Below are 10335 nucleotides of genomic sequence, written 5' to 3'. Positions count from 1 at the left end.
CCCAGCAGCGGCCGTGACCGGGTGAATATTCATGGCGCCATCGACCTCGAGACCGGCAAGACCCAGATGCTCGATGTCCTCACCGTCGATGCGCAAAGCACGATCCTGCTGCTCATGGCGATCCTTGCCACCCATCCGTCGCGGCGGTTGATCCACGTCTTCCTCGACAACGCCCGCTACCATCATGCCCGGCTGGCGCAGGAATGGCTGGTCCGAAAAGGCCAGCGGATCAGGCTCCACTTCGTGCCGACCTACAGCCCCCACCTCAATCCGATCGAGCGACTCTGGGGAGTGATGCACTAAAACATCACCCATAACCAAGGCTACGCAACGGCGCGCGAATTTAGGGCAGCGATCCTGGGGTTCCTAACTCAAAACGTGCCGAAACAATGGCACGCCTTCCGCGATCAGGTCACCAACAACTTTCGCGTCATCAATCCCGCAGATTTTCGGATCCTGAGGTAGACGGGGTATAGTATGTAGACGGGGTATAGTATAGTGTCAGCGCATTGTTTTTAGGGTACGAGTATCCGCCCGAGGACATATGCTTGCTTATTATGTCGTTTGAAAAACTCGTATCAATCTCAATAAAAAATCTAGTGCTTGAAATAGGAGAGAAAAATTGGAGGGCGAAGCGGAATTCCCGACAGCTAAAGTGACAGTCATTGCTACGTGGCTGATCCACTTGGTTGCGATTGTTGACGAGTTCTATTCGGAGTTTGACACCAATGAAATTCTGCAAGAAGTAGGAATCAATCCTGAGCTTTTGAATGATCCCAATGCGCGTGTTCCTTCGTGGCAGGTGAGCAAGTTTTACGAGATTATTCAGAGAATTACAGGCGATGAAGCGATTGGCTTGAAGCTCGGCGCACGCCTTACACCGGGCTCCATGCACGCATTAGGATATTCACTGTTTGCCAGTCGCACTCTGAATTCTTTCTTCGTAAGATACGAACGGTTTTTCCAATTAATTTCGCAGGCGGGTAATGCCAGCACACAGATCCGTGATAAGCGGTTAGTTTTTTCGTTAACAATACGAGAAAAACTGCCTCCGACGAGGGAGGATGCATTTTTGGCAACTGTTCTGCGATTTGCAAGGATGGTTTATCGGTCAAACTTTTCGCCGATTTTGGTGCGTATGCCCCGACCTAAACCTAAATTCGCATCTGCCGAGTTTGATGATTATTTTTGCTGTCCCATCGAATATGGGTGCGAACGGCTCGAACTGCACGTCTCCGAATCCGATTCTAACCAACGATTGCGAGGGTTCAATCCAGAGTTTGTCCGTGCTCATGATCAGATTGCAACGGAATATATCGCCCGATTTGATGATGAGCAAATCATTCCTCGGATTCAGTCAGCCATTGTAAATATGCTGCCCGATGGTGACGTGTCGATCCGCACAATTGCAAGCGCACTTGGTATGAGCAATCGAAGCCTCCAACGGCAGTTACAGAATGAAGGTTCAACTTTTAACGCGGTGCTTGACGGTATGCGTAAATATCTCGCTATCCGGTATTTGCGTTCCGGACGTCATTCGATCAAGGAAATGTCCTATCTTTTAGGATATAACGACTCCAGCAACTTTTCGCGTGCATTTCGAAGATTGACCGGTCGGTCACCGCACGAGTATCTCGAAAAATCAAAGCTGAAATCCGAATAACAGCAAGTTTCAATCGTCCGATGGTTTTGTTGACGCTATTTTGGCGTGCAATGGCGAGTCAATCGCATGTCAAACGCAGGCTTTCGCTATAATTGTCAGTATTCGGCAGCGCAGTTGAATGCGTCTTTTGCCTTATCATGGACGGGATATGATGACCGATGGCTTATGAAACAATAAAATTTGAAACTCGCGATGCCATTGCCTGCATAACATTGAACCGGCCTAAGGCGATGAATGCGCTTTCGGGGGCAATGGTGGACGAACTTTCCAGTGCGGTTTCCGTCGTTGCAGAAGATGACGGTTTGCGTGTGCTAATCATAACGGGAGCGGGGCGTGCCTTTTGTTGCGGGGCGGATCTGAAAGGCGTTCTTGCCGAAGCCCAGGCAGGCAATGCGAAGGAATTTTTATCCTTTCTTGGTACTATCCAGGAGATATTCCACCAATTGCGGGAACTGCCTAAACCAACAATTGCGGCGCTGAATGGATTCACGCTTGCCGGAGGTCTGGAAATGGCTATTGCCTGCGATATCGTCCTTGCCGCCCGTAGCGCACGATTGGGCGACAGCCATTCCAATTTCGGTGTGCTGCCGGGTGGTGGTGGGGGCACGATCATGCCGCGGCTTATTGGTGAGAAGAAGGCTAATCTGCTGCTTTTTTCAGGTGAAAACTGGCCAGCGGAGGAATTTGAAAACCTTGGCTTCGTCAGCGCCGTCCATGACGATGAGAGCCTGATGGACGAAGCAATGAAGCTCGCCGATAATCTGGCGCAGAAAAGTCCCTTGGTTCTGCATCGCATGAAACAGATGGTGGCGGATGGTCGTCAGCTCAATCCGCGCGATGCGCTGACGCTGGAAACCCGGCTATTAGCAGAGCATTCCAAATCCGCCGATTTTCTAGAGGGCCTGTCTGCCTTTAGCGAGAAACGGGCACCAGAATATACGGGAAAATGATCGCGCCGGTTTTCCGGAAAAAAGATTAGAGGGAACTTTCGACAATGGAAAAGGCATATATAGTCGGTGTGGGCATGACAAAATTCGGCCGACACCCTGACCAAAGCATAAGGCAGTTGCTTGACACGGCCATTAGCACTGCTCTCGGTGATGCGGGCGGCCATAAGTCTGACGTTGAAGCGGTTTATCATTCAAGCTCGACACAAGGTTTCCTGCAAGGGCAAACATTCATTCCCGGGCAGGTGGCGCTGGGCCAGATTGGCCTGTCTGGAATACCTGTCTTCAACATAGAGAATGCTTGCGCGTCGAGCTCGTCTTCCTTCCATCTGGCCGTGCAGGGGGTTGGCTCCGGCATGCACGACATTATTTTGGCCGCCGGTGTTGAGAAAATGAATGTTCCTGACAAGAAAAAAATGTTTGCGGTGTTTGATGGCGCTTGGGACGTGGCCACGGTCGATGAAAATATTGAGCGCCTTGTTAGTCTTGGCAAAGGCATGGAATGCCCCGAAGGGTCCGAATCGGAACGGCCCTATAGTATTTTCATGAAGGTCTATGCGGCCTTTGGGCTCAACCACATGAAGCGTAATGGAACGACGCAGCGGCAGATCGCGGCCATCGCTGCCAAAAACCATGAACATTCGGTGCATAATGAATATTCGCAATATCGTCAGGCCTATTCGATTGAGGAGGTGCTGGCTGCGCCGCCTATTACCTATCCGCTGACCTTGCCAATGTGCGCACCCATTTCCGATGGTGCTGCTGCCGCGGTTATTTGCAATGAAGAGGGGCTGAAGAAGCTGGGCATGGACAAGTCCCGCGCTGTGGAAATCCTAGCTAGCGTATCGATGAGCGGCAATGCCGAAAGGACCGCTGACGAACCGGAAAACCACATGGCCCGGCTGGCGGCGCAAAAAGCCTATCAGATGGCTGGCCGTTCCCCCGATGATATGGATGTCGCCGAAGTCCATGATGCGACTGCTATCGGAGAGTTGATGCATGCGGAGAACCTGATGCTTGCTCCTCTGGGTGAGGCGGGTCCGGCGGCGGAACGCGGCGATTTTACGGTAGGCGGCAGGATACCCATCAACCCGTCGGGTGGATTGGAATCAAAAGGACATCCGATCGGCGCGACGGGCCTTGGACAACTTCACGAACTGGTTACGCAATTGCGCGGAGAGGCGGGCAAACGGCAAGTCGAAAATGCGCGGCACGCCATTCACGAAAATAGCGGCGGCCTGGTCGGTATCGAAGAAGGCGCAGCTGTAATCAATATTTTGGGAAAGGTGGAAGCATAATGAGCAACATTGGTTTCATGTTCAATGAAGATGAACGTCTTGCGATAGACGGTCTGCGGCGTTTTCTGGATGAGCGGCTTGAGCCGGAGTTGAAGGAGCTAGGCGATGTTTTCTATCCCAAGGAAAATATCCGTGAATGGATGATGCAGCTAGGGGAATTTGGCATTGTCAACGCGCCCCAGCCGGAATCGGATGGCGGGCTGGGCCTGTCCTGGCGCCTGCATGTACAGCTGATTGAAGAGCTGGCATATTCCTCCGGCGATTTGGCGATCGTCGCGCTGGTTAATGCCGCTGCCACGTCGATGCTCCTGAGGCTCGCGCCGGATCATATTAAATCACGATATGCCGGCCCGATGCTGCGCGGTGAGATAATAGGTGCGGTTGGCATATCGGAACCAGATATCGGATCGGATGTGTCGGGCGTCAAGACCCGCGCCGTGCGTGATGGCAATGACTGGATTATAAACGGAGAGAAAACCTGGATCACAAATGGAGAATATTCTGACTTTTTCATCTGTACATGCCGCTCGGATGAAAATCAGCTGACGCACATTTTGCTTGATCGGGAAGAGCATCCCTATGAGGTGCGCGGCATTCCCAAAATAGCACTGAACAGCCAGTCAACTTCACAGATATTTCTGAATGATGTGCGGGTGCCGGTCAGCAATACAATCGGCGAAATTGGTAGCGGGTTGAAAAATACACTGACCCTGTTTGAACGGGCGCGCATCCATGTCGCGGCTTGGGGCTATGGCATTGCCAGACGGGCACTGGAAGAATCCATTAAATATGCACAGGATCGCGTCCAGCATGGCAAACAAATTGCCGGACATCAACTGATCGCCGACAAGATTGCGACCATGGCAACCCAGATTGATGCTGCGCGATTGCTTGCGCTTCGGGCGGCATCTATGATTGACGCAGGTCAGCGCTGTGATGTCGAATGCGCTATGGCGAAATGGTACGGCACGGAAATAGCAGTGGAGGCTACGCGCCAGGCGGTTCAGATACATGGCGGCAATGGCCTAACGAAGGAATTCATCGTCGAGAGATTGGCCCGCGAAGCCATGATTACACCCATTCCTGACGGCACTACGGAAATTCAGAAGCTCTTGATCGCTCGGGGTTTGACCGGCATTTCCGCATTCCGGTGAATGGGACAATGACAATGGGACAGGGGCCGCTCAGCGGCATCAGGATAATTGAAATGGAGGGGATCGGACCGGGGCCCTTTAGTGGTATGCATCTGGCCGATCTTGGCGCCGATGTCGTACTGATCGAGCGCAAGGAAAAAGGTAGTGATCCCGGCTCGACAATGCCGATTGGTATATTGAAACGCGGGAAACGTTCCATTGCGCTTGATCTCAAGAATTCGGATGACCAAGAGCTGTTGATGAATCTGATCGAGGGAGCGGACGCTCTGATTGAGGGGATGCGTCCTGGTGTAATGGAGCGTCTGAACCTTGGTCCCGATGCCTGTATGAAACGCAATCCTCGGCTGGTCTATGGCCGAATTACCGGATGGGGACAGGATGGACCATTGGCACAGGCGGCCGGTCACGATCTCAACTATGTGGCTGTCAGTTCCGCCATGTGGTATGCTAGCCCTGCGGGCGGAAAGCCCCTGCCGCCGCCCGGCCTTGTCGGGGATGTCGGCGGCGGTGCCAATTACCTGACCATTGGTCTTCTGGCAGGGATTATCCGGGCGCGCACAACTGGCAAGGGCGATGTCATTGATGCGGCGATTGTGGACGGGTCGGCTCATATGATGAATTTGGTGTTCGACCTTTTGCCGAAGGGTTTGATGCAACCGGAACGAGGCCAAAGCGCTCTGGACGGAGCGCCCTGGTATAACAGTTACCGATGTGCTGATGGTCGATATATAACGTTAGGAAGTCTCGAACCAAAATTCTATTCGGTGCTACTGGATCTGTTGAACCTTACAGACGATCCCGTGTATGAACACCAGTTCGATAAGAACGCATGGGCCAATCAAGCCAAACGGCTAAGCGATTTGTTTGCTTCTCAACCGAGCGCGCATTGGTGCGAACTTTTGGAAGGAAGCGATGCCTGTTTTGGTTTGGTGACAAGCCCTACCGACGCTGCGGATCACCCTCATAATAAGGAACGCGGCATATTTGATGACAGTCTCGGCTTTAGACAAGCCATTGCTGCACCACGTTTTGCGTCTGTGTCCAACGATTTTCTTGGTGAGGCACCTTTACATAATGAACATCGGCAGGAATTGATTGACGAAATGGTTAGTGAGCAAAGACGGTGGATTGGCGCTCATTGAATAGTGGCATCAGTTGCACCGCTGATCAGTTTGTTTAAGTTCTGCATCTTAGAAGATTATAAAAGTGTATTAGGGGGAAAAATCATGCGATTTGTTTATTTGCGCAGTGCGTCCGTTATTGTAATAGCTGCGCTGGCTCTGTCGACGGCAGGAATGGCACAAGCTCAGGAAACAGATCAGTTAACCTCTGATCAAGATCAGTCATCCGGCGGTTTTACTTTTCTGGACGATGTGATTGTTGTCACCGGCACTAAAAAGGCTGGCGGTGAGAATGTGCAGGATGCCGCGTTGGCAATTACAGCCTATGGCTCAGAAACATTGGATGCTCTGCAAGTACGCGACATTTCTAGTCTTAGTTTCAAAATGCCGAATGTTGCACTTGATGAGGTCGGCACTACGAAAGGCGTTGCGAATTTTGCTATACGCGGCCTCGGAGTGAATTCATCGATTCCTTCGATCGATCCAGCTGTCGGTGTATTTGTCGACGGCGTCTATCTGGGGATAAATGGAGGCGTTGTATTTGACACATTTGATCTGGAAAGCGTGGAAGTACTGCGCGGTCCACAGGGCATTTTGTTTGGGAGGAACGTGACTGGTGGCGCAGTATTGCTAAATACCGCTGACCCTAAGAATGAATTTCAGACAACAGCAAAACTAATCGCCGAATCTGGTCTCCGCGGGACAGGCGGAAATTATTATGCCATGGGCACGGTCACCGGCCCGATTGTTGAAGACAAGCTGTCCGCCAAATTGGCACTCTATTACAATAAGGATGATGGTTGGTTCAAAAATACGTTGGCCTCCGGCGAAACAGAGACTTTTGGTGAGTCTGAAACAGTTATCGTACGCGCCGCAATCAAAGTAACACCTAACGATATTGGTAATTTCACCTTGAAATTTGAGCACGGTGAAGCCGATGGTCAGGGACCTGCCAACCAAAACCATATAAACGGACGTGGGGTAGAGGCGGCACCTTTAAATCCTCCGGGCACTTCCGGAAGGTTCAGCCGTGAGAGCTTTGATTTCTCCATTGATGAGCTCGGCTTTTTCGATACAAGTTGGAACCAAGTGATTGCTACGATCAACGTTGATGTCAATATTGGTGATGGCGGTTCTATTGTCAATGTTTTCGGTTGGCGCGAATATGAACAGACGGCTCGCAGCGACATTGACGGCACTCCACTGTCACTGTTTCATGGGGACTTTGCAACAAAGCAGAACCAGATATCGAACGAACTGCGATTTAATGGACGCTTTGGCGACATGGTCGATTTGACGACAGGTATCTATTATTTCTCACAGAAACTGGTATATACAGAAGGACGCGATCTGCTTGGTGCGCTGACGCCAACAGGCGTACCGGCACTGACACAGCATGGCGGTGGTATAGTAGATCAGGAGACATTCGGCGTCTTCGCCGCGGTTGACATAGACCTGACCGATAGTTTTTCGATCAACGCCGGTATCCGCTATGCTGACGAAACAAAAGATGCCCAAGTCGCATCACTCGTTAATAATGTGAATACCCCTTGTAATGTCATCGCGGGAACTTGCGCATTCGATTTCGTGGATATATTCCAAACGTCGAACTGGTCACCCAAGATCGGTATTGGCTATGAATTCAGTCCGGATGCACGAATGTACGCGCATTGGGCGCGGGCCTATCGGGCCGGTGGTTTCAACTTGCGTAATACAGCCGCTGATAAGGTTAATTTTGGACCTGGTCCGTTTCAGGATGAACAGATCGATTCCTTTGAGTTGGGCTTTAAGTCTGAGCCCATGCCGCGCTCGCGTCTGAACTTTGCGGTCTTCTATAACCAAATGGAAAGCCTGCAGCGTGAAATTCTCTTGACTGATCCGATTGCGGGTATCGTTCAGGTTATTCGGAACACTGCCGATGCTACCATCTGGGGCGTTGAGATCGACGGCCAGATTGAAATTCTTCCTGGCTTATTGCTTGAAGGTTCTCTCGGATATGTCGACGGTGACTATAAAAACGTGGTGTTTGACCTCAATGGCGACGGAGTAATTGATACAGATGATGCTTCTCTGCAGATTCCGCGCCTCGCTAACTGGACCGGTAATATCGGGCTGATCGCCGAACAAGAAATGGACTTTGGTACCCTAACTGGCCGGGTCGCCTATTCACATCGTGATGGTGCGGCGCTTACCGACAATAATCTCGGTTTTTTAAACCCATCTGACCGGATTGATGCCAGCGTTTCGTTCGCGCTCATGGATGGGGATATGACTTTCACACTCTATGGTAAGAACCTGACCAACGATGTGCAGCATGGCGGCGATACGCTGCTTCCGGACATCTTGGGGCCGGTACCGCTCGGCGGCACACTTGCGCCGCTTTCTCGCGGAAGGACATTTGGCATCGAGTTGAGGTTGAATAGCTTTTGATGCGATAGCATTGATTTCCGGGTCGGGCTGCTAAGTAAATATTACATTTCTCCTTTGCCGAAACGGCATCGCAATGTTTGCCGCAACCGATCCGGATTGAAAACGAATATGGGATTCGTTTTCCAGACAAAACTGGAGGTTTCTCTTTACGCACTTGTCACCTGACGGGTGTTGAAGAGGGGAGAGGTGGCTCGGGAAAACTGCACAGCGGGATAAGTGGATTTTCTGTCTAACGGCGGCCAAGGCGGCCGCATGACAGGAGCGTATATGAGCAGACGACCACGCCGGAACCACAGTCCGGCATTTAAAGCAAAGGTGGCATTGGCTGCGGTGAAGGGTGAGAAGACGCTGGCTGAGTTAGTGCAGCAGTTTGACGTTCACGCAAACCAGATCACGGCCTGGCGCACTCAGTTGCTGGAAGGGGCTGCGGGTGTTTTCGGATCGGACGGCGGTAGCGCAGCGGCAGAGCCGGCGATCGACGTAAAGACGATGCACGCCAAGATTGGCGAGTTGACGCTGGTGAATGATTTTTTGGCCGGAGCGCTCGGGAAAGCCGGACTGTTGCCGGGCGCAAAACGATGATCGATCGCAAGCACGCATTGCCGCTCGTGCGGCAGGCCCGGGAATTGAGGATCAGCCGTGGCAGCGTGTATTACCTGCCTCGGCCGGTATCGCCTGCCGATCTGGCGATCATGCGGCGGATCGATGAGCTGCACCTGGAGTTCCCGTATGCAGGCAGCCGAATGCTGCGCGATCTTCTGCGCCAGGAGGGCATCAAGATCGGCCGCCTGCATGTCGCCAGCTTGATGAAGAAGATGGCGATCGAAGCCATCTACCGCCGCCCGAACACTTCGAAGCCGGCTCCAGGGCATAAGATCTACCCCTATTTGCTGCGAGGACTGCCGATCGTGCGGCCGGGTCAGGTGTGGGCTACAGACATCACCTACATCCCGATGGCCAGGTAAACCTCCTCATACTTCACTGAACGCCAGAGCCGTTCTACAATGACGTTGCCGCGCCATGCACCCCTGCCGTCCATGCTGATGGCGATTTTTTCGCGCAGCAGCACGCTGGTGAAAGCCATGCTGGTGAACTGACTGCCCTGGTCGGTGTTGAATATCTCAGGGTTGCCATAGCGGGCCAGTGCTTCTTCCAGGGCCTCGACGCAAAAATCAGCCTCCATCGTGATCGATAGTCGCCATGAGAGAACCTTGCGACTGAACCAGTCGACGATGGCAACGAGATAGACAAAACCCTTGCACGCCTATGGCGGGGTCAGCGAAGCCCGGTCGTCGATCGGCAGGTATCTGGGCTTTTACAATGGGAGAAGACCGCATTCGAGCCTTGCCGCCAAGACGCCCGATCAAACATATTTTGACAACCTACCTGTGAAAATGGCAGCATGAATTTGGCAACCGATATGGGGTGTCATTCCGGTCGGGCTACGCCCTCCCTGCATGACACCCCATATCGGAATATTGAGGAAACAAACGGCAGACGATCCGCTTATCTTTTGCCAATCGCTGTGCAAACAAACCGAGCCACCTCTGTATTCTCGATGGATGATGTGGGATTAGTTAGGACGTTACGGGACATTGAGGAGTTCCTTGCATCTGCGCCAGTTCTCCCCTTCCCGGCAGCCTCCCCTCTTCAACACGTAAGAAAACACTTTCCTACAGCTATATGTTCTATTTATGTTCTCATCCGATTCGATACAAGATG

Annotated in this window: 7 protein-coding genes and 3 pseudogenes; 9 read left to right on the top strand and 1 reads right to left on the bottom strand. The window is 52.1% G+C overall.

Annotated features, from left to right (window positions below; genetic code table 11):
* From ACN0WW_RS16895 to ACN0WW_RS16860, 8 genes and pseudogenes are all read left to right on the top strand, one after another.
* Window positions 1–303, top strand: a 303-nt coding sequence (locus ACN0WW_RS16895) for an IS630 family transposase (protein WP_417614189.1), incomplete at its 5' end; no start/stop codon positions are given.
* A gap of 319 nt (window positions 304–622) precedes the next feature.
* Window positions 623–1663 (top strand): AraC family transcriptional regulator, encoded by a 1041-nt coding sequence (locus tag ACN0WW_RS16890; RefSeq protein ID WP_089132021.1) that lies wholly within the window; start codon window positions 623–625, stop codon window positions 1661–1663.
* Between the two features lie 158 nt (window positions 1664–1821).
* Window positions 1822–2613 carry an enoyl-CoA hydratase/isomerase family protein gene (locus ACN0WW_RS16885; protein WP_089132022.1) on the top strand — a complete coding sequence of 264 codons (792 nt, stop codon included), beginning with the start codon at window positions 1822–1824 and terminating at the stop codon, window positions 2611–2613.
* Between the two features lie 44 nt (window positions 2614–2657).
* Window positions 2658–3908: a thiolase family protein gene (locus ACN0WW_RS16880; RefSeq protein ID WP_089132023.1), complete on the top strand. Its 1251-nt coding sequence runs from the start codon at window positions 2658–2660 to the stop codon at window positions 3906–3908.
* Entirely contained in the window at window positions 3908–5062 is a 1155-nt protein-coding gene (locus ACN0WW_RS16875) for an acyl-CoA dehydrogenase family protein (RefSeq protein WP_236554109.1), read from the top strand. The genes ACN0WW_RS16880 and ACN0WW_RS16875 overlap by 1 nt, the downstream gene beginning before the upstream one ends.
* Window positions 5063–5070: 8 nt before the next feature.
* Entirely contained in the window at window positions 5071–6204 is a 1134-nt protein-coding gene (locus ACN0WW_RS16870; RefSeq protein ID WP_089132024.1) for a CaiB/BaiF CoA transferase family protein, read from the top strand.
* A 3-nt stretch (window positions 6205–6207) separates the two neighbouring features.
* The gene (locus ACN0WW_RS16865; protein ID WP_236554107.1) at window positions 6208–8613 is read left to right on the top strand and encodes a TonB-dependent receptor; all 2406 of its coding nucleotides are present in this window, start codon (window positions 6208–6210) and stop codon (window positions 8611–8613) included.
* Between the two features lie 267 nt (window positions 8614–8880).
* Window positions 8881–9575, top strand: a pseudogene (locus ACN0WW_RS16860) (IS3 family transposase); the annotation flags it as partial.
* Here ACN0WW_RS16860 and ACN0WW_RS16855 read toward each other — a convergent pair.
* Window positions 9572–9871, bottom strand: a pseudogene (locus ACN0WW_RS16855) (transposase); the annotation flags it as partial. The pseudogenes ACN0WW_RS16860 and ACN0WW_RS16855 sit on opposite strands and share 4 nt — an antisense overlap.
* On the opposite strand from ACN0WW_RS16855, the pseudogene ACN0WW_RS16850 reads away from it, so the two are divergent.
* Window positions 9870–10019, top strand: a pseudogene (locus ACN0WW_RS16850) (integrase core domain-containing protein); the annotation flags it as partial. The pseudogenes ACN0WW_RS16855 and ACN0WW_RS16850 overlap by 2 nt on opposite strands.
* Between the last annotated feature and the right edge of the window lie 316 nt (window positions 10020–10335).

Source organism: Parasphingorhabdus sp. (genome assembly GCF_048269865.1).
GTDB lineage: Bacteria > Pseudomonadota > Alphaproteobacteria > Sphingomonadales > Sphingomonadaceae > Parasphingorhabdus.
Note: the sequence above shows the minus strand (reverse complement) of the source record. Positions and strands in the feature narration are given on the sequence as shown.

Bases quoted from the DNA above. Each gene is read 5' to 3' on its own strand.
- ACN0WW_RS16885 (WP_089132022.1), top strand. From the start codon at position 1,822: ATGGCTTATGAAACAATAAAATTTGAAACTCGCGATGCCATTGCCTGC.
- ACN0WW_RS16870 (WP_089132024.1), top strand. From the start codon at position 5,071: ATGACAATGGGACAGGGGCCGCTCAGCGGCATCAGGATAATTGAAATG.
- ACN0WW_RS16880 (WP_089132023.1), top strand. From the start codon at position 2,658: ATGGAAAAGGCATATATAGTCGGTGTGGGCATGACAAAATTCGGCCGA.
- ACN0WW_RS16875 (WP_236554109.1), top strand. From the start codon at position 3,908: ATGAGCAACATTGGTTTCATGTTCAATGAAGATGAACGTCTTGCGATA.